This is a genomic window from Rhodococcus erythropolis R138, assembly GCF_000696675.2.
GTDB classification, from domain to species: Bacteria; Actinomycetota; Actinomycetes; order Mycobacteriales; family Mycobacteriaceae; genus Rhodococcus_F; species Rhodococcus_F erythropolis.
This window is the reverse complement of record NZ_CP007255.1, coordinates 2,181,887-2,199,591: the sequence shown is the minus strand read 5'-3', so window position 1 is coordinate 2,199,591 and position 17,705 is coordinate 2,181,887. Positions and strand designations below refer to the sequence as shown.

Below are 17,705 nucleotides of genomic sequence, written 5' to 3'. Positions count from 1 at the left end.
ATGCCTCACCATCAATCCGAGTACGACGACGCCGAACCCAGCTTGGTCCGGCCGTACGCGCTCACCGAAGGTCGGACCCTGCCGTCCATCGACCTCCCGCTCGAAGCGATCATCGCGACGATCGAGGACGTGGTCTCGAACAATCTTGCACCGCAGGATATTCGTGCATCGATCGTCGCACTCTGCGAGAAGCGGATCTCGATTGCCGAGATCGCTGCCCACCTCGGTGTTCCGATCGGAGTCGTGCGGGTACTGGTTGCCGACCTCGTAGTAGCCGGATCACTGGAAATACATGCCACTCTGCGAAGCGACGCATCTCGAGTCGAGCGACGCGAACTGATCGAAAGGACCCTCAGTGGACTTCGGGCACTCTGACTCATCGTCTCGCGTGAAATCGACAAAAATCGTGATCGCCGGGGGTTTCGGTGTTGGCAAGACAACGCTTGTGGGGACCGTCTCTGAAATCGTCCCCCTTCGCACGGAGGCAATGGTCACCGACGCCAGCGACGGTATCGACAATCTCGGTTCCACTCCCGACAAGAGCACCACGACGGTCGCGATGGACTTCGGGCGCATCACTCTCGCCGACGACCTGGTCCTCTATCTGTTCGGAACCCCGGGACAGCGCCGCTTCTGGTTCATGTGGGACGACTTGATCACCGGTGCGATCGGTGCGGTCATTCTGGTCGACACGCGCCGTCTGGAAGACAGCTTCGCTGCAGTCGACTTCTTCGAGGCGCGAGGGCTCCCGTTCATTGTGGCGGTCAACCGTTTCGACGGCGCACCAATCCATTCGGCGAGCGACCTCCGGCAGGCATTGGCGCTACCCAACCGCGTTCCCATGATCGAGATCGACGCCCGAAACCGCGAATCGGCCAAACGCGCGCTGATCGCCGTCACCGAGTACTCCCTCGAACGACTTGCAGCTGAAGCAGTCGTCTAGATGAATCACCAGATGCGAATCGTCGCCGAAAGGAACTGGCATGTCGGATGAAATGCACCATTTCTCGATGGGAATCTGGCTGCTCGGGCTCGCCTACGTCGTGTCCGTGGTCGGGTCGGTAGTCGGCCTGGCGTGCACCAGGCATTCAGCGTCGGCGACGACAACCGCCACACGCATGCGATGGCTCGCCATGGCTGCCCTGTCGATCGGTGGTGTCGCCATCTGGCTGATGCACTTCATCGCCATGCTCGGCTTCGCAGTCCCCGGCAGTCCCATTCGATACAACCTCGGATGGACCGTGATCTCCGCGATCATCTCAGTAGGTGCTGTTTTTGTCGGTCTGCTGATCATCGGGACCGAATTCCGCTGGACGCGGCTTCTGATCGGCGGCGTGGTGACCGGTCTCGCCGTGAACATCATGCATTACACCGGCATGCGCGCCTTGCGCTTTCAGGGTGAGATCCACTACGACCTGCTCTTCGTTGCATTGTCGGTTCTCATCGCAGTCGTCGCCGGAACCGCTGCACTGTGGTTCACCATGGTGCTCGAGTCCACGATTCTGCGTTTTGTCGCCGGAATCATCATGGGCATCGCCGTCGTCGGTATGCACTACACCGGAATGGCCGCAGTCGAGGTTGTTCACGACGCGGCAGCCCCGGCGCCGCAGGGACTCGAAGTGTTCTCATTCCTCTTCCCTGTCTTCGTTCTCGGCCTGCTGGCGTTGGCAGTTCCGATTGTCGCCGTGCTGACAGCACCCAACCGTGCGACGGCACGGATGGAATCCGCCGCCGACGACCTGGCGTTCGAAGCACGAGAGTTCGCGACCTCGAACTGAGAGGAGTACGGGGCGAGTCGATGTGAATCGACGACGCCCCGTACATTGCGGGGATGGTGGATGCCGTACACAACCCCCAGCCGTCGGCCGACGCGGCACTGGTCGTGATCGGTGGTTTGCCGGCCACCGGCAAATCGACGATCGCGCGGGTGCTTGCTCAGCATCACAAGATCCCCTACGTGCGGATCGATACCATCGAACAGTCGCTGATCCGCAGCGGTATCGCTGATGTATCCGGGACCGCCGGATACATCACCGGGTACGCGCTCGCCGCCGAACAATTGCGACTGGGACTCTCGGTCGTGGTCGAATGCGTCAACCCAGTCGAGGCGACACGAAACGCCTGGTCCGCTACCGCACAACATAATTCGGCGCGCTTGCTCAGTGTCGAAGTCATCTGTTCGGATCCCGACGAGCATCGCAGACGCGCAGAACGGCGAGTCGTCGACATCCCGGATCTTGTACTACCTACGTGGCAGGAAATCCTGGATCGAGACTACGAGCCGTGGACCACGGAACGGCTCGTGCTCGACACCGCAATCATGAACTCCGAGAGCGCAGTACGACGAATAACTGCCAGAATGTTCACCGAATGAGAGCTGCTCACAGGGTGAGAACGAAGAATGCACTGTTCGGATCTTCGCGGTAGTTTCCGAACGGTGGACACGGGACGAACCCGAATCTCGCATACAGTCGGCGTGCCGGATCGAAGAAGTCCTGTGTGCCGGTCTCCAATTCGAGTTGCCGGTAACCTCGTTGTCTCGACTCGTCCACGACGTGTTGAAGAAGTCGCGTACCCACGCCACGCCCTCGAGCTACCGATGAGGTTCGCATCGACTTGATCTCGCCACCGGTCGACGACCGTTCCTTGAGTGCAACACAACCGAGTAGATCGTCACCTTCGCTCCACAGCGTCCACATGGTCACGGAGCTATCCGTCAGCCCGGTGATGTCCAGCGCGTGAACGCTGTCCGCAGGCGAGGTCGCATGCATGTCGGCGAGATGTTCGGCCAGTAGAGCACGGACCACATCCCGACTAAGGTCGTCAATTTCGATTCGCACGGATCCTCACTGTCCTCTTCGCTTCCGGCAGCATCGAATGAAAGTATGACTGGCCATCACTTCGGCGAAGGCTTGGCCCGTACGTGGATGCGTTCTCCTTGGGGGCCGAACAGACTCAGTACCTCGACCGGGCCGCCGCCGTCACTACCGAACCAATGCGGGTTTCGGGTGTCGAATTCAGCAGCTTCACCCGTACCCATCACGATGTCGTGATCGGCCAACACCAACCGCAACCTCCCCGACAAGACGTACAGCCATTCGTAGCCGTCGTGCACTTGCGGGTCGGGGTCCGTCTGGCTTGCCGGGATGGTCATCTTGAATGCCTGCAGCCCACCGGGTTGCCGAGTCAGCGGCAATACCGTTCGCCCACTGACGCTTCGAGGCGCACTCTGGATACGTGGATCGGCGACCTGTGGTGCCGCAACCAGTTGGTCCAACGGCACTTGGTGGGCAAGCGCGATCGGAAGCAGCAACTCCAGACTGGGTCGACGCTCCCCCGCTTCGAGCCTCGACAGGGTGCTCTTCGAAATACCGGTGGACTCGGACAGCGCTGTGAGCGTGACGTTCCTCTGTGTACGAATGCGTTTGAGGCGCGCGCCGATCTGCGAGATGGCGGCATCGATGTGCGGACCGTTGACATTCATGGTGCCGAGTCTGACGACGATTCCCAGAAATGGCAACATTAGTTGCTGACGAACCTCCTCCGCGAGCAATCTGTGCTCATGCGAACACACACTGAAACAGAGATCCTCGACGCCGTGATCGTCGGCGGTGGCGCCGCCGGACTCAGTGCAGCCCTGGTGTTGGGTCGTGCTCGGCGCTCGGTCGCCGTCATCGATTCCGGCAAACCGCGCAACACACCGGCAGCACACATGCACGGCTTCCTCTCGCGAGACGGCATGGCGCCAGGTGAGTTGCTCGCCGTCGGACGCAGCGAATTACAGACGTACGGAGTCGAATTCAATCGCGACGACGTAGTCGACATCTCCTGGCGCGGTATCGAACCCGGCTTTGTCGTCGAACTGTCGGGAGGCACGACGCTCGAAACTCGCACTGTGCTGGTTGCCACCGGCCTACGGGATTCACTCCCGGAAATACCAGGAATCCAGGAGCTTTGGGGGCAAAGCGTGCTCCATTGCCCGTACTGCCATGCGTACGAGATCAGCGACCAACCGATCGGCGTTCTCGGCGGCGACGCTCGCGAGATGTCACTTCACCAGGCGTTTCTACTCCGACAGTGGTCGTCGGATGTGACGTTCTTCCCCGACAAGATCTCGCTCACCCCCGACGAACGCGCGCGACTGGCTGCCCGAGGAGTGACGGTTGCCGACGGATCGGTATCTGGATTGGTCTGCGAGAAAAGCAAACTGAAAGCCGTCGAACTCGACAACGGCCAACTGGTTGCGCGCTCAGCACTGTTCGTTGCGCCGCGTTTCGTTCCGAACGACGCACATCTGACGCGACTCGGCTGCAAAGCCAGCCCCACGGGATTCGTGGCTGTCGATCATTCCGGCGCCACCAGTGTTCCCGGTATCTGGGGCGCCGGCAACGTCGTCGACCCTCGCGCACAGGTAATCAATGCTGCGGCTGCAGGTTCAACCGCGGCGATCGCAATCAACGGATACCTGGTAGAGCAGGACGTCGAATCGGCTCTTCGCTCGACCGACCCTGAAGGTGGTTTCTCGGCGGCCATGGAGCAGGGCGTCTGCGAGATGAACGGCGGCAGCGCCCTTCACGGCATCTGACCGAAGCGTCTAGGTCGCGGGGCCGCCGTGCAACTTCTCGTAGGCGGCCTTCTCGGCGTCGTGGCGCGAGATCTTCTTCGGGTTCTCGAGGTCGGAAGGCAAACCGTGACGCTCAAGGCGACGCGACCTGTTCTGAGCCATGTAGGAGACCGAATAGAACAGCGCCAGAAGCACTCCGAGCAGCACCATCGACGCCCGCAGGGCCCACGGCCCGGGGAAGAGCATGAAGGCCGCGAAGACGGGAATGAACGGCACCATGCTGCGGATCAGGTGACGTGGCACAGCCCAGTCACCGATCAGGTCGTTTCGCACCCAGTCCTGCATCGAATCGGGCAACTTGCGCCCCACTGAATAACCCAACCACTGAAGGGGATTCGGGCTCGTGCGTTGCTTTTTGGAAGTCACGGAAGTCACCTGTTCGGTACGCATCGGTCTTGACGCAGTCGTCACGTTTCTTTCAGATGTGGTCATCACATTTCTCTCATTGGTCCAAAGCGCCGGCGCGGAGCGCGGCCTCGTTGACCCGCGTCAGAACGTTGTGGAGTTCTTCGAGTTCGGCGAGGCTGACGCCGAGCTTCGCGACAACCGCCGGCGGTATCTTCTCCGCCTCGTCACGCAGTGCCACACCGGCTTCGGTGAGGTCGACGTCGAGTTGACGTTCGTCGGCGCGGCTACGGGTTCGCGTGATCAACCCGGACGCCTCGAGTCGCTTGAGGAGCGGCGAGAGTGTCGGCGAATCGAGCTGCAATGCCTGCCCGATTTCCTTGACCGCCATCGGCGACTTCCCCCACAGGGCAAGCATCACCAGATACTGGGGATGTGTGAGGCCCATCGGCTCGAGCAGTGGCCGGTAGACGGACAGGACTGCCCGGTTCGCGACCGCAAGTGCAAAACACACCTGCCGGTCGAGAGCCAGCGGATCGTCCATCTGCGTCTGCGGAGCCTTCGTCGTCATGAATCCGATGTTACCAGATTGATTAGTGCAGTAACTATTATCGCACTAATCAATCTGGCGACGATCGTCACTCTTCTCCAACGTCGACGTGGGTTGCCCGGTGAGGCCCACGTGCGCTTCCGCCCTCATTCGCTCCACCATGTGCGGGTAGTGCAGCTCGAACGCCGGACGCTCGCTACGGATGCGCGGCAACTCGGTGAAGTTGTGACGCGGCGGTGGGCAGGTGGTCGCCCACTCCAGCGAGTTTCCGTAACCCCACGGATCGTCGACGGTGACCACCTCGCCGTAGCGGTAACTCTTGAAAACGTTCCAGATGAACGGCAGTGTCGACGCGCCGAGCACGAAGGCGAAGATCGTGGACACCGAGTTCAGCACCGTGAATCCGTCCGAGGGCAGGTAGTCAGCGTAACGACGGGGCATACCTTCGCCACCGAGCCAGTGCTGGACGAGGAAAGTGCCGTGGAAGCCGACGAACGTGGTCCAGAAGTGCCACTTGCCGAGGCGCTCGTCCATCATGCGACCGGTCATCTTCGGGAACCAGAAGTAGATACCGGCGTACGTGGCGAACACGACCGTACCGAAGACCACGTAGTGGAAGTGGGCGACAACAAAATACGTGTCGGTGACGTGGAAGTCGATCGGCGGACTCGCGAGAATAACGCCCGACAGACCACCGAAGAGGAAGGTGATCAGGAAGCCGACCGAGAACAGCATCGGCGATTCGAAGGTCAACTGCCCCTTCCACATCGTGCCGATCCAGTTGAAGATCTTCACACCTGTCGGCACGGCGATCAGGAACGTCATGAACGAGAAGTAGGGCAGGAGAACAGCACCCGTCGCATACATGTGGTGAGCCCACACCGCGATGGACAGAGCTGAGATCGCCAGTGTCGCGTAAACCAAACCGGTGTATCCGAAGATCGGCTTACGGCTGAAGACCGGGAAGATCTCCGAGACGATGCCGAAGAACGGCAGCGCGATGATATACACCTCGGGGTGCCCGAAGAACCAGAACAGGTGCTGCCACAACAGAACTCCACCTGACGCTGGGTCGAAGATGTGTCCACCGAGATGGCGGTCGACGAACAGTCCCATGAATGCGGCGGTCAGTAGCGGGAACGCCATCAAGATCAGGATGCTGGTGATGAAGATATTCCAGGTGAAGATCGACATCCGGAACATCGTCATGCCTGGTGCGCGCAAACAGATCACCGTGGTGATCATGTTGACCGCACCGAGAATAGTGCCGAGACCGCCTACTGTCAGTCCGAAGACCCACAGGTCGGCTCCGACGCCGGGGCTGTGCACCGCACCCGACAGCGGGGTGTACGCAGTCCAACCGAAGTCGGCAGCGCCGCCCGGCGTGAGGAATCCGCCGAGTACGATCAAACCACCAAAAGTGAAGAGCCAGAAGCCGAATGCGTTCAAGCGCGGGAAGGCCACGTCCGGGGCACCGATTTGCAGCGGAAGTATGTAGTTCGCGAAGCCGAAAACGACGGGCGTCGCGTACAGCAGCAACATGATCGTGCCGTGCATGGTGAACAACTGGTTGAACTGCTCGTTCGAGAGGAACTGCATCCCGGGGACAGCCAGTTCCGCACGCATGAACAGGGCCATCAGGCCGCCGATCAAGAAGAACACGAAAGCCGTGATCATGTACATGATCCCGATCTTCTTGTGATCGGTGGTCTTGATCATGTCGAACATCCACGACCCCTTGGGATCACGACGCTTCGGGTACGGCCGCTCCGGAATCGGCTCCAGCTCTCCGGTCCGCTCGTCCGGCACCGTTGTTGTCATGCTCGCGCGTCCTCTTTCGTGCTCGATACCACCCTCAAGAACTTTCCGCACGACCATATCGCATGTTAATAGTTAATGCACAAACTAAGTTTGGTCGACGTGGACATCAATCGAAAACCGAACGTACGCAACCTTTTGCAGATTTCGGTGAGATAAAGTCAGGCGGCGGAATAGGTCGAGGGTCCGCCGCGTTGAACAAACCCGTGACTCTTCCCGACACATCGACAGCACCCGAGGCCCCCGCGTTGCGCGGCCTCTTCGAGCCTTTCGAGGTCAAATCACTCTCGTTGCGCAACCGTTTTGCGATGGCCCCGATGACTCGCGCCTTCTCTCCTGACGGAATCCCCGGCGCCGACGTGGCCGAGTACTACCGTCGTCGCGCAGCGGGCGGGGTCGGCCTGATCATCACGGAAGGCACCTATATCCCGGACCCGGCAGCCGGCCCGCACACCCGCGTACCGCGCATCTACGGTGATTCGAGCCTGGGCGGCTGGAAGTCGGTAGTCGACGCCGTGCACGCCGAGGGTGGATCGATCATTCCTCAGCTGTGGCACCTCGGAGTCGAGCGCGGCGAAAACTCGCGTCTGAACCCCGAGGTCGAAACCGTCAGCCCCTCCGGCCTGGCGCTGGACGGCACCCGTCTGGGACGAGAATTCACCACCTCGGATCTCGACACCTTGAAGCAGTCGTGGGTCGACGCCGCACTCAACGCGAAGAACACCGGTTTCGACGGTCTCGAGTTGCACGGAGCGCACGGTTACCTGCTCGACGAATTCCTGTGGGCCGGAACCAATGTCCGCACCGATGAATACGGCGGATCACTGGAAGCCCGCACCCGCTTCCCAGCCGAGGTCGTCGCCGCAATCCGAGAGGCTGTCGGAAACGAGTTCGCGATCGTCTACCGATTCTCACAGTGGAAGTCCGGCCACTACGACGCTCGTATCGCCCAGAGCCCGGCTGAACTCGGCCGCATCCTCACTCCCCTGGTCGACGCCGGCGTCGACGTTCTGCATCCGTCGACGAGGCGCCACTGGGAACCGGCGTTCGCTGAACTCGACGGTGAAGACGGCAAGCTCGGCCTCGCCGGCTGGACGAAGAAGCTGACCGGGTTGCCGACCATCACCGTCGGCTCGGTCGGACTCGACTCCGTGTTCACGACGGCATTCACCGGCGACGCCGCATCGGCTGTCACGGGGCTGGAGCGTCTCGAAGCTCAGTACGATAGAGGTGAATTCGACATGGTTGCCATCGGACGCGCGCTGCTCGCCGATCCCGAGTGGGTCGAGAAGCTCCGCACCGGACGCGCGGACGAGCACATCGCATTCACTGCAGAACATCGCACGCACCTGAACTGACCTCGCACGACAGAACGGCACTCCCACGATTGCGGGAGTGCCGTTCGTGGGTCTACCGGAAGTTCTAGCTGCCGAGCGTGACCGGGTCGGGGCCGATGCGGCCGGCCGGGTCGTCGAGAGCACCGATCGCGTTGATTTGTTCCGGCGTCAGTTCGAATCCGAAGACATCGAAGTTTGCGGCGATACGTTCGGGGGTCACCGACTTCGGAATCACCACGTTTCCGATCTGCAGGTGCCAGCGAATGATCACCTGAGCCGCGGTGACGCCATGAGCGTCGGCGATAGCGGTGATGACGGGGTCACCGAGAACAGTTCCCTGGCCGAGCGGGCTCCACGCTTCCGTCGCGATTCCCTTGCCGGTGTGGAAAGCGCGCAGTTCGGCTTGGTTGAACTTGGGGTGAAGCTCGATCTGGTTGAGGACCGGCACCTCACCGGTTTCACCGATGACACGCTCGAGGTTCTCGATGGTGAAGTTGGAGACGCCGATGGATCGAACCCGTCCGTCCGCCTTTAGCTTCTGGAATGCCTTGAAGGTCTCGACGTACAGGTCCTTGGACGGAACCGGCCAGTGGATCAGGTACAGATCGAGGTAGTCGAGACCCAACTTGTCGAGGCTGGCGTCGAAGGCGGCAAGCGTCGAGTCGTAGCCCTGATCGTCGTTCCACAGTTTTGTCGTGATGTACAGGTCTTCGCGGGCGATGCCGGATTCGGCGATCGCGCGGCCGACGCCCACCTCGTTGCCGTAGATCTTGGCGGTGTCGATACTGCGGTAACCGGCCTTCAGAGCGGTGGAGACGGCTTCCTGCGTCTCGTCGTCCGGAACCTGGAACACACCGAATCCCAGTGCGGGGATCGTCTTACCGTCGTTCAGAACAATGGTCGGTACAGAGGTCACATCGTTGGTCTCGGTCATATGTGGATCCAACGCACGGGCGCCAGGAGGCATTCCCCACCGAACCTCCTCTTCGGCCCCTTGTCGCACCCGAAATGCCGGTCTACCTTGGAATACAAGTAATCGAATCGCCTCGAGAAAAGAGAGAGCGATGAATCTCGGATATCGTCTCGCCTACAAGGTCGGCGTCACTCCATGGGAGCACACCGGTCACGGCTTCGACGCTCAACTGTCCGGCCTTCTGGATGCGATTCCCCTCCCGGAAGGTGGCCGTGCACTCGATATCGGTTGCGGCACCGGACGCCATTCCATCGAGCTGGCGCAACGCGGGTGGCACGTCACCGGCGTCGACGCCGAACAGGAACCGCTGGACAAAGCGCGCATTCACGCGCGTGAAGCACACGTCGACGTCCGGTTCCTCCACGAGGACGCGGCAGACCTGCACATTGCTGTCGACGGCGGGCACATGCTGGTGCTCGACATCGGCTGCTTTCACGGGCTCACCGATCATCAACGACGCGACTACGGGAGGTCGGTCAACGCGATCACCGCACCCGGGGCGTCCATGGTGATGTTCGCATTCGGGCCAGGTCACCGTTGGCCGATGCCACATGGCGTCTCCGAGGAGGACGTCATGCGAGTATTCGACGGTTGGTCGATTGCCTCGAGTACGGCCGCCGACGTGAGTGAATCGCCACTTCCGGTCCGTGCGGCACATCCGTGCTGGTACCACCTGGTCCGTGACTGACTGCTGTGCGCCTTTATTAACCGCCCGCGGTTAATAAAGGCGCACAGCACCGATTAACACAGGCGCACAGCGCCGGGGATACTTCTCAGGTGACTGCAACACTGCGCATCAGCGGCCTCTCTGCCTCCCGGGGAGAACGCACTCTGTTCTCCGACCTCGATCTCACCGTCGCGCCCGGCGACGTCATCGGCCTCGTCGGCGCGAACGGCGCCGGCAAGTCGACGCTTCTCACTGCACTGGCGGGAATCGGAACTGCCGACGTCGAAGGTTCGATCATCCTCAGCCCGCCAGACGCTGCGGTGGGCTATCTCGCGCAGGAACCCGACCGCATCGAGGGCGAGACCGTCCTCGAGTTCCTCGGCCGACGCACCGGCGTCGCGCACGCCGAGGCGGTCATGAACGCCGCGGCCGAAACCCTGGCTGAAGCGGAGGAGGATCTGTACTCTCCGGCTCTCGAACGCTGGCTCGCTCTCGGCGGCGCCGATCTGTTCGAGCGCGCCGAGAAGGTGGTCGAAGAACTCGGGCTCGGAGTTCCGCTCGAAGCTCACATGACGGCACTGTCCGGCGGTCAGGCCGCACGCGCCGGGCTCGCGTCGCTGTTGCTCTCGCGCTACGACATTCTCCTGTTGGACGAACCCACCAACGATCTCGACCTGCGGGGTCTCGAGCAGTTGGAGCGATTTGTCGCCGAGACCCGAGCGGCGCTGGTTGTCGTGAGCCACGATCGCGAGTTCCTCTCGCGCACCGTCACGGGGATCGTGGAACTCGATCTGGCACAACAGGACATCGCCGTCTACGACGGCGGCTACGAGTCGTACCTCGCCGAACGCGAGATCGCCCGCCAGCACGCACGCGAGGCGTTCGAGGAATACGCAGGCACCCGCTCCGATCTCGAAGATCGCGCACAGATGCAGCGCAACTGGATGGAACACGGCGTCCGCAATGCGCGTCGTAAGGCCAAGGACAACGACAAGATCGGACGCGGATTGCGGACCGAGTCGACGGAGAAGCAAGCCGCGAAGGCACGCCAGACCCAACGTCGCATCGAGCGACTCGAAGTGGTCGAGGAACCGCGCAAGGAGTGGGAACTTCGCATGGAGATCGCGGCGGCTCCGCGGTCCGGATCCGTTGTCGCAACCACGAATGGTGCCAAGGTAACGCGCGGTCAGTTCACGTTCGGTCCGGTCACGACACAGATCGACTGGGGCGATCGAATCCTCGTCACGGGCGCGAACGGGGCAGGCAAGACCACCCTCCTGAACGTTTTGCTCGGCAAACTCGTCCCAGACGAGGGCATCGCGTCCTTGGGTTCCGGTGTCGCGATCGGTGAGATCGATCAGGCGCGTGGATTGTTCGAAGGTGATCAACCAGTCGTCGAGGCCTTCGGCGCTCAGGTTCCGGACTGGCCCGATGCCGATGTCCGTACTCTGCTCGCCAAGTTCGGCCTGCGCGGACACCACGTACTCAGATCTGCCGCTTCCCTGTCCCCCGGCGAAAGAACAAGGGCTGCACTTGCTTTGCTCCAAGCTCGCGGCGTGAACCTACTGGTACTGGACGAGCCGACGAACCATCTCGACCTTCCGGCGATCGAACAGCTCGAGCAGGCGATGGAATCCTTCGAGGGAACCCTCCTCCTGGTCACTCACGATCGACGCATGCTGCAGTCCACCCGAAGCACGCGCCGGTGGCGAATGGAGAACGGACAGCTCTTCGAGGAATAGCCAACCGACTCTGCTTGCGCAGACAACCCGCGTGTGCAACTATTTATCAGGCGCACGCAATAGTTGCATGCGCGGCATAGGTGGTCACGGGCGACACGATCGCCCTTCGAACCGCCACACCCAGTCTTGAAAGGCGCTCTTCAATGTTGTCGATCCCCGACCGCACACTGACTCACGGAACCACCGGCGAACCGATCACCATCCCGCAACTCGGGTACGGCGTTTTCCAGGTACCGGACGCACAGACCGAAGAGGTCACTGCCACCGCTCTCGAGATCGGCTACCGCCACATCGACACGGCCGCAATCTACGGAAACGAAGCCGGTGTCGGCCGCGCCATCGCTAGTTCGGGTGTTCCGAGGTCAGAGCTTTTTGTCACCACCAAGTTGTGGAATGACGATCAGGGCCACGACCGAGCGCTCGCCGCGTTCGACACGAGCCTCGACAAGCTCGGCCTCGACTTCGTCGACCTGTATCTGATCCACTGGCCGGCACCGGCAAAGGGCCTGTTCGTGGAGACGTGGGCCGCTTTCGAGGAGATCCTCGCCTCCGGCCGTGCCCGTGCGATCGGCGTGTCCAACTTCCTGCCGGAGCACCTCGAACTGCTGGCCGAGCACAGCTCGATCACCCCGGCCGTCAACCAGATCGAATTGCACCCCAGACTGCAACAGCACGCGTCACGGGAGTACGCGCGAAGTCGCGGCATCGAAATCGAGGCATGGAGCCCACTGGGACAGGGAACTATCCTCGACGACCCGACCATCGGGAAAATCGCTGCAGCACACGGAAAGAGCCCAGCGCAGATCATTCTGCGCTGGCATCTCGAACAGGGACACACCGTTCTGTCGAAGTCGGTGACACCTGCCCGCATGCGCGACAACGCCGCAATCTTCGACTTCGCACTCGATACCGACGAGTCAGCTGCCATCGCAGCGCTGAACACCGACAGCCGTGTCGGACCCGACCCAGTCGAATTGAACTGAATCGAAACGGCTTCAGGAATTTTCGTGGGGAGTCAACGTCAGCAGCACGGAATCGACGGACTGCTCGGCCAGGAGCGCGTCCAGCGGTAAGTGACGGAACAACGCTCGGTAATAGATCGGCGACGCCAGGGCATCCAGGACGAAGTCCAGGTCGAAGTCGCTCCGAATGTCGCCGCGTAGCCGCGCCGATTCCAGCACTGCCGCAGTGGAATCGCGTCGTGGCTGAAAGAATGCCGACTGGAAATCCCGCGCCAATTCCGGGTCCGCCGCCAGATCCGCGACCAACGCGGGCAGGATCCGCCCAACTACCGTTTCGCTCAGCCCCACAACCAATGTCGTGATGCCGGCGACCAGGTCTGCCCTGAGATCGCCGGTGTCCGGCGTTGGATCAGTGCCGATGTGCGCCACGACGACGTCGACCACCAGATGCCGCTTCGACGGCCATCTCCGGTAGATGGCGGGTCGGTGCACGCCGGCTCTCGTCGCCACCGAACCGATCGACAGCTCCGCATAACCGTTCTCCCCCAACAACTCCAGGGTTGCCGCCAGTACGGCGTCGTCGATCCGCTCGTCGCGGGCGCGCACCATCTACAGCACCGGTCGCGGCATGAGCACCAGACGCCAGCCGTCGGGATCTTCGAAAGTCATCCCCGCATTCTCCTCCCAGTACGGATTCTCGGCGCCAACGGGTTCGTGCCCTGCTTCACCCAACCGCTGAACTACCTCGTACATCGCCGACTCGCCGGCGAAGTAGAGCACCAACAGGTTGTCCTGCGTCGGCGCCGGGCACGGGCTTCCGTCTTCGTGGGTCGTGAATTCGAGGTGATAGTTCGAATCCGGCAGCCCCAGCATGATTCCGTCGTACCCGGCATGACCGGAGAACCGGTAGAGCTCGGGCAATCCCAGACAGTCGCGATAGAACGCAATCACGTCGTCGAGCCTGTCGGTGGGTCGCGCTATGCGCACTTGCACTACTGCGAGGTCGTTCGGCCAAGTTGTCATTCCCAAACAGTACAGTACGTACTGTAATGTTTCGAGAAGATAGCCGCCAGCCTCCCGACGGCAGCTCGCTGCAACTACAAGCGATCATTCTCCGGAAACGCCGCTTTGGGCATGAACTTCGGCCTGGCGAACAGAACAGAGAGATTGGTGGGCTGCGACTCCACCGGGCGATCGGACCGATACAGCAAGGCCTGCTGCGGGGTACTCACCCATTCACTGGCGAAAATCTCACCGATACGGCCCACCGGCACGTGCGATCCATCCTCGAGTCGAACGGTGACGTCTGCGCCGGCGTCCGACTGGCCGTACACGACCCACCACGATTCACCCTCAACGTCTCCTGGAGTGTGCTGACCGATACCGATGACGGCACCTTTTTCCATCGCATCGCGCCAGACCACTTCACGCCCTTGCGGTCCCACGCTGTAGCTACCGTCCTCGCGCACCTGCACGACGAGGCAGGACTTCTCGAGCACCAACTTTTCGACCACCATGCGACGCCCCTTCTGTTGCCCGAACCCTATCCGCCGACACCACCCAGAAACGGCATCTTCGCGGTTCATGTTGACAAACTGTTGGGTTTTTACAACACTTTGATGCATGAGCCCAGTCCGACGGGAAGACGCGCTCCCCATCTTCAATCGCATCGGAGTGCTTCGCGCCGAGCGGAAGATGAGTCGGGCCCAGCTTGCACAACTCGTCGACGTCAACCCGCAGACGGTGGGGGCGCTCGAACGCGGCGATCACTACCCCAGCCTGGATCTCGCGTTCAGGATCTGCTGGGTGTTCGACCTTCCGGTCGAAGCGGTGTTCTCCCGGACGGAGTTCGGGCCGCTGTCGACGGAGGTCTACCGAAATGCACCGTCGACGGAGGTCTACCGGAATGCACCGTCGACGGAGGTCTACCGATCTGACCGCACTACCGAGGGGAGTGAAAAGCCCAGTGCCTGAATCAAATCTGATCGACCGCTACCAGGCCCACCGCACTCGGCGGTTCCTGCAGAACGAGGAGACGTTCCGACATTGGCTCCCGAATTGGCGAACCCGTCGACGTCGGCGGATGCTCGTCATCGCCCTCGGAGTCCTGTTCGCCACGATGGTTGCCATCGGCATAGCGTGCCTGTTCAACCCACTGTTCGCGGTGGCATGGCCGGTCCTCACCCTGTTGTTCCTACCGACGTGGTCTTCACTTCAAATCGTGTCGGGCAGGCAAGGGGATGCGCCGCGGCATGCTCTGGACGAATGGGAGATCCAGCAACGCAACGACGCCCGTTCCGTCGGGTTGAGCGTGACTCAATCGTTGGTCTTCATTGTCGCCATTTTCCTCATTTTCACCTCGTCGGTGCAGTGGAATGTAGAGAGACTGCCTTACTCGGGAGGTTTATTGGCACTGACTGCAATGCTGATCGGCGCGTGCACGCCCGCGATGATTCTCTCGTGGACCAATCCAGACCCGGATCCGATTGATTCCGAAGAGTTCGACCTCTGACCCGTATTTCCGAAGCGCACCACTCGACCGATGGGAAGGACCCATGTCAGCCACCCTCACGATCGACGGCATCTCGAAACGCTACGGCGACGTCGTTGCACTCGACAACCTGAGTTTCGAAGTGCGACCAGGCGAGATCTTCGGATTCGTCGGCAGCAACGGCGCCGGCAAGACGACCACGATGCGCATTGCGCTGGGTGTGCTCGGAGCAGATTCGGGGGAAGTTCGCCTCGGCGGCAAACCCGTCGACCTCGACGTGCGTCGCACTATCGGATACATGCCGGAGGAACGCGGCCTCTACCCCAAGATGAAGGTGGGCGCGCAACTTTCCTATCTGGCCGAGCTACATGGGCTCTCGAAAGCCGACGCGCACGCGGCGACAGAGCGATGGACCGAACGTCTGGGTATCGCCGAACGCGTCAAGGACACCGTCGACTCCCTGTCCCTCGGTAATCAGCAACGTGTGCAGCTCGCGGCCGCGCTGGTTCACGATCCAGCGGTACTCGTTCTGGACGAACCGTTTTCGGGCCTTGACCCCGTAGCGGTCGATGTCATGAGTGACGTGTTGGTCGAGAAGGCTCGCACCGGTGTTCCCGTAATCTTCTCCAGCCATCAGCTGGATCTGGTGGAGCGCTTGTGCGATCGCGTGGGCATCATCAGCCGCGGCAGCATGCGAGAGATCGGAACCGTCGACGAACTACGAGGCAAGGGCGACGGCCGAATCGAAGTCTTCGCCCCTGACGCGCCGGTCGGTTGGGCACACCATCTGATCGGTGTCACCACACTGAGCCACCTCGACGGTCGAACGCTCCTGAGCGTCGACGGAACCGCCGACGATCAGCAGATCCTGCATGCAGCGTTGAAAACCGGACCGGTGCACGAGTTCACGCTACGACGTCCGTCACTGACCGATCTGTTCCGAGAGGTAGTAGCCGCATGAGCAACCAGTTGAGCGGAGGTCGAGCCATCGGGTTGGTCGCCCGACGCGAATTCATGACGCAGATCTCGAAGAAGAGTTTTGTGATCAGCAACGTCATCATTCTGGTCGCGATCGTCGGCGGCATCATCGCCTTCTCACTCTTCTCCGGCGGCGACGAGGACAAGTCGAAGATCGGCTTGGTCGGCAACCAATCACTCAGTGCCACGATGGTGTCCATCGGCGACACCCTCGGAAATCCGGTGACGGTGACGGAGGTTTCCGACGACGGAACCGCACGAAACCAGGTCAAGGACGGCGACCTCGACGTGGCCGTGATCGCTGGATCGGGCGGCGGCGTCACTGTCGTGACCAAGAAGGAAGTGCCCACGAATCTGCGCGCCGTCATCGAGAGTTCCGTTGCACAACAGGCACAATCGAATGCGCTCTCCGCCGCGGGGATCGATCCGGCACAGCTCGCCGAAGCCACGTCCACCGCAGTGGTCACCATCGATGCCATCGATCCCCCGGATCCCGAACAGGGCCAACGCATAGCGATGTCGATCGCTGCTGTGGTGCTCCTGTACATGCAGATCCTGCTGTTCGGAACGTACGTGGCGATGGGCGTCGTCGAGGAGAAGTCCAGTCGCGTGGTCGAGCTGCTGCTCTCCACTCTTCGTCCGCTGCAGTTGTTGTGGGGCAAGGTTCTCGGAATCGGTGCTGTCGGCCTGATGCAGATGGCTGCCTATGCCGTCGCGGGCGTCGCCACCGGACTGGCGACGGGCGTCCTGACCGTGACGGGCACCGCAATCGGCGTTCTGTTCGGCACTCTCGGGTGGTTCATTCTCGGCTTCCTCTTCTTCGCCGTGCTGTACGCCGCCGCCGGGTCCATGGTCTCGCGGCAGGAGGACGTCAACGCCACCGCGATGCCTCTCGCGCTGCTCGTCATGGCGATGGTCAGCGTGGCTTTCGTTTCGGTGAGCAATCCAGAAGGAACCCTGAGCAACGTGTTGAGTTGGATTCCGCCGTTCTCGGCAATCCTCATGCCCCTGCGCATTTCCGCCGGCGTTGCTTCTCCGTTCCAGATCGTGGGAACGATTCTGCTGATGCTGGTCGTAACTGCTGCGCTGTCGATGATCGCGGCAAAGATCTACCAGCGCTCCATCCTTCGTATCGGCAAGGTCGTGTCATGGAAAGAGGCGTTCGGACGCTGATTCTCCGGCGCACAACTGGCGCCACGCGATCCCGGCGGCACCCCG

The 17,705-nt window shown here is 61.5% G+C and carries 22 protein-coding genes; 13 read left to right on the top strand and 9 right to left on the bottom strand.

The genetic code is table 11. The features are described 5' to 3' along the window. Genes H351_RS10370 through H351_RS10355 form a run of 4 tightly spaced genes read left to right on the top strand, consistent with a single transcriptional unit; the run spans window position 1 to window position 2,374 of the window. Complete coding sequence (locus H351_RS10370; RefSeq protein ID WP_029255987.1) at window positions 1-375, top strand: DUF742 domain-containing protein; 375 nt, start codon at window positions 1-3, stop codon at window positions 373-375. After that, window positions 356-943, top strand: coding sequence for a GTP-binding protein (locus H351_RS10365; RefSeq protein ID WP_003940118.1), 588 nt, complete (start codon window positions 356-358; stop codon window positions 941-943). The genes H351_RS10370 and H351_RS10365 overlap by 20 nt, the downstream gene beginning before the upstream one ends. 40 nt (window positions 944-983) lie before the next feature. Further along, window positions 984-1,778 carry an MHYT domain-containing protein gene (locus H351_RS10360; protein ID WP_019744851.1) on the top strand — a complete coding sequence of 265 codons (795 nt, stop codon included), beginning with the start codon at window positions 984-986 and terminating at the stop codon, window positions 1,776-1,778. A 53-nt stretch (window positions 1,779-1,831) separates the two neighbouring features. Beyond that, window positions 1,832-2,374: a P-loop nucleotide/nucleoside kinase family protein gene (locus tag H351_RS10355; RefSeq protein ID WP_029255988.1), complete on the top strand. Its 543-nt coding sequence runs from the start codon at window positions 1,832-1,834 to the stop codon at window positions 2,372-2,374. A 7-nt stretch (window positions 2,375-2,381) separates the two neighbouring features. Here the strand turns inward: H351_RS10355 and H351_RS10350 are convergent, their stop codons facing one another. Together H351_RS10350 and H351_RS10345 are read right to left on the bottom strand one after the other, a co-directional pair. Then, on the bottom strand, window positions 2,382-2,840 hold the full coding sequence (locus H351_RS10350; RefSeq protein ID WP_029255989.1) for a GNAT family N-acetyltransferase: 459 nt from the start codon (window positions 2,838-2,840) through the stop codon (window positions 2,382-2,384). 56 nt (window positions 2,841-2,896) lie between these two features. Then, window positions 2,897-3,523 (bottom strand): helix-turn-helix domain-containing protein, encoded by a 627-nt coding sequence (locus H351_RS10345; RefSeq protein WP_019744854.1) that lies wholly within the window; start codon window positions 3,521-3,523, stop codon window positions 2,897-2,899. Window positions 3,524-3,556: 33 nt separating this feature from the next. Here H351_RS10345 and H351_RS10340 point away from each other — a divergent pair, with 33 nt between their 5' ends. Then, on the top strand, window positions 3,557-4,585 hold the full coding sequence (locus H351_RS10340; RefSeq protein WP_081051147.1) for an NAD(P)/FAD-dependent oxidoreductase: 1,029 nt from the start codon (window positions 3,557-3,559) through the stop codon (window positions 4,583-4,585). 9 nt (window positions 4,586-4,594) lie between these two features. Here the strand turns inward: H351_RS10340 and H351_RS10335 are convergent, their stop codons facing one another. Genes H351_RS10335 through ctaD form a run of 3 tightly spaced genes read right to left on the bottom strand, consistent with a single transcriptional unit; the run spans window position 4,595 to window position 7,340 of the window. After that, window positions 4,595-5,014 (bottom strand): DUF5313 family protein, encoded by a 420-nt coding sequence (locus tag H351_RS10335; RefSeq protein WP_042451127.1) that lies wholly within the window; start codon window positions 5,012-5,014, stop codon window positions 4,595-4,597. Between the two features lie 52 nt (window positions 5,015-5,066). Further along, window positions 5,067-5,540: a MarR family winged helix-turn-helix transcriptional regulator gene (locus H351_RS10330; protein WP_019744857.1), complete on the bottom strand. Its 474-nt coding sequence runs from the start codon at window positions 5,538-5,540 to the stop codon at window positions 5,067-5,069. Between the two features lie 45 nt (window positions 5,541-5,585). Continuing rightward, window positions 5,586-7,340, bottom strand: coding sequence for an aa3-type cytochrome oxidase subunit I (ctaD, locus tag H351_RS10325; RefSeq protein ID WP_046379038.1), 1,755 nt, complete (start codon window positions 7,338-7,340; stop codon window positions 5,586-5,588). Window positions 7,341-7,543: 203 nt separating this feature from the next. Between ctaD and H351_RS10320 the strand changes: the two genes are divergently transcribed. Continuing rightward, on the top strand, window positions 7,544-8,695 hold the full coding sequence (locus H351_RS10320; protein WP_020908734.1) for an NADH:flavin oxidoreductase: 1,152 nt from the start codon (window positions 7,544-7,546) through the stop codon (window positions 8,693-8,695). 64 nt (window positions 8,696-8,759) lie between these two features. On the opposite strand, the gene H351_RS10315 is transcribed toward H351_RS10320, so the two are convergent. After that, window positions 8,760-9,608: an aldo/keto reductase gene (locus H351_RS10315; RefSeq protein ID WP_024487265.1), complete on the bottom strand. Its 849-nt coding sequence runs from the start codon at window positions 9,606-9,608 to the stop codon at window positions 8,760-8,762. A 130-nt stretch (window positions 9,609-9,738) separates the two neighbouring features. Here H351_RS10315 and H351_RS10310 point away from each other — a divergent pair, with 130 nt between their 5' ends. The 3 genes from H351_RS10310 (at window position 9,739) to H351_RS10300 (ending at window position 13,039) form a co-directional block, all read left to right on the top strand. Then, window positions 9,739-10,335, top strand: a complete 597-nt coding sequence (locus H351_RS10310; protein WP_020970443.1) for a class I SAM-dependent methyltransferase — start codon at window positions 9,739-9,741, stop codon at window positions 10,333-10,335. Between the two features lie 89 nt (window positions 10,336-10,424). Continuing rightward, the gene (locus H351_RS10305) at window positions 10,425-12,056 is read left to right on the top strand and encodes an ABC-F family ATP-binding cassette domain-containing protein (protein ID WP_020970444.1); all 1,632 of its coding nucleotides are present in this window, start codon (window positions 10,425-10,427) and stop codon (window positions 12,054-12,056) included. A 143-nt stretch (window positions 12,057-12,199) separates the two neighbouring features. Then, complete coding sequence (locus H351_RS10300) at window positions 12,200-13,039, top strand: aldo/keto reductase (RefSeq protein WP_020908738.1); 840 nt, start codon at window positions 12,200-12,202, stop codon at window positions 13,037-13,039. Window positions 13,040-13,051: 12 nt separating this feature from the next. Here the strand turns inward: H351_RS10300 and H351_RS10295 are convergent, their stop codons facing one another. The 3 genes from H351_RS10295 to H351_RS10285 form a co-directional block, all read right to left on the bottom strand. After that, window positions 13,052-13,627, bottom strand: a complete 576-nt coding sequence (locus H351_RS10295; RefSeq protein ID WP_007733408.1) for a TetR/AcrR family transcriptional regulator — start codon at window positions 13,625-13,627, stop codon at window positions 13,052-13,054. Continuing rightward, complete coding sequence (locus H351_RS10290; protein WP_029255991.1) at window positions 13,628-14,041, bottom strand: VOC family protein; 414 nt, start codon at window positions 14,039-14,041, stop codon at window positions 13,628-13,630. A 74-nt stretch (window positions 14,042-14,115) separates the two neighbouring features. After that, window positions 14,116-14,535 carry a hypothetical protein gene (locus H351_RS10285; RefSeq protein WP_029255992.1) on the bottom strand — a complete coding sequence of 140 codons (420 nt, stop codon included), beginning with the start codon at window positions 14,533-14,535 and terminating at the stop codon, window positions 14,116-14,118. Between the two features lie 106 nt (window positions 14,536-14,641). Between H351_RS10285 and H351_RS10280 the strand changes: the two genes are divergently transcribed. Genes H351_RS10280 through H351_RS10265 form a run of 4 tightly spaced genes read left to right on the top strand, consistent with a single transcriptional unit; the run spans window position 14,642 to window position 17,660 of the window. Further along, window positions 14,642-14,992 carry a helix-turn-helix transcriptional regulator gene (locus H351_RS10280; RefSeq protein WP_029255993.1) on the top strand — a complete coding sequence of 117 codons (351 nt, stop codon included), beginning with the start codon at window positions 14,642-14,644 and terminating at the stop codon, window positions 14,990-14,992. Next, window positions 14,985-15,530 carry a hypothetical protein gene (locus H351_RS10275; RefSeq protein WP_020970450.1) on the top strand — a complete coding sequence of 182 codons (546 nt, stop codon included), beginning with the start codon at window positions 14,985-14,987 and terminating at the stop codon, window positions 15,528-15,530. Before H351_RS10280 ends, H351_RS10275 begins: the two co-directional genes overlap by 8 nt. A 43-nt stretch (window positions 15,531-15,573) precedes the next feature. After that, window positions 15,574-16,470, top strand: coding sequence for an ABC transporter ATP-binding protein (locus H351_RS10270; protein WP_019744869.1), 897 nt, complete (start codon window positions 15,574-15,576; stop codon window positions 16,468-16,470). Continuing rightward, window positions 16,467-17,660, top strand: coding sequence for an ABC transporter permease (locus H351_RS10265; RefSeq protein ID WP_019744870.1), 1,194 nt, complete (start codon window positions 16,467-16,469; stop codon window positions 17,658-17,660). The genes H351_RS10270 and H351_RS10265 overlap by 4 nt, the downstream gene beginning before the upstream one ends. Window positions 17,661-17,705: the final 45 nt, after the last annotated feature.